Origin of the sequence: Parafrankia sp. FMc2 (genome assembly GCF_041008525.1) — a bacterium.
GTDB lineage: Bacteria > Actinomycetota > Actinomycetes > Frankiales > Frankiaceae > Parafrankia.
Genome location: NZ_JBFLUG010000514.1, coordinates 1 through 560, shown reverse-complemented (window position 1 = coordinate 560; position 560 = coordinate 1). Strand labels below are relative to the sequence as shown.

Annotated in this window: 1 protein-coding gene; it reads right to left on the bottom strand. The window is 69.5% G+C overall.

Annotated features, from left to right (window positions below; all coding sequences use genetic code 11):
- Positions 1-3: 3 nt before the first annotated feature.
- Positions 4-549, bottom strand: coding sequence for a transposase (locus AB1460_RS38220; protein WP_368967493.1), 546 nt, complete (start codon positions 547-549; stop codon positions 4-6).
- Positions 550-560: the final 11 nt, after the last annotated feature.

Genomic DNA, 560 nt, shown 5'->3' with positions numbered 1-560 from the left:
CGATCAGGTCGGGCCGGTACTGAACGCGTTTGAGCAGGGTCTTGATCGTGGTGGTGAGCTGGTCGACGGTGACGCGGATGTGGTTGCCGAGGTCGCGTTTGACGTGGGCCCACACGCCTTCGACGGGTTGAGATCCGGGGCGTAGGCCGGCAGGGGTATCACGGTCAGCCAGCGGGCGTGGCGGGTGAGGTACACGCGCATCGCGGCGCTGCGGTGGGTGTTGAGGTTGTCCCAGCACAGGATGAGCGGGGCGCGAAGCTGGTGGTGCGCGGCGGCGATCAAGGTGGCGTAGTCGTCTTCGGAGAAGCTGCGACGCTCGCCCTTACGGCCGTGGTGGGTCAGGACCCGGTAGAACATGCGGGGCCGCTGGCCCGGCCGGTAGCAGACCAGGGCGGCCATCGACACCCGCCCCGAGCCCTTCCCCGACACCCGTACCGTCGGGGTATGTCCCCGCGGGGCCCAGGTCCGGGCCTTCGGGGGTCGCAGGCTCTGCCCGGCTTCGTCCTCGAAGACGATCCACGCGCCGGTCGCCGCCGCTAGATATCCCATGGTCTAGCGGG

Bases quoted from the DNA above. Each gene is read 5' to 3' on its own strand.
- AB1460_RS38220 (WP_368967493.1), bottom strand. From the start codon at position 549: ATGGGATATCTAGCGGCGGCGACCGGCGCGTGGATCGTCTTCGAGGAC.